A 277-nucleotide genomic window follows, 5' to 3' on the forward strand; every position below is an offset into this window, starting at 1 on the left:
GTACACCTGCTGGGGTGTGTGCGTGGTCGCGGCGTTGTCGAGGTAGGTGAGCGGATGCCCGTTCACGCGTCGGTCGAGCACGGGGAAGTCCGAACGAACCGCTTCGGCATCGAAACTCATGTAACTACCAAGAGATCAGTTCTATTTAAATAACTCCCAAATGATATTGGTACTCGATAACGCGGTCGACGGCGGCTACATGGCCGACGAGATCGTCCACTTCCTGCCCGACGCCCGCGTGTACAACTACCCGAACGAGGACGGCGACCCGGCCCTC

The organism is Halorubrum sp. SS7 (assembly GCF_005435055.1).
In the GTDB taxonomy this organism is placed as follows: domain Archaea; phylum Halobacteriota; class Halobacteria; order Halobacteriales; family Haloferacaceae; genus Halorubrum; species Halorubrum salinarum.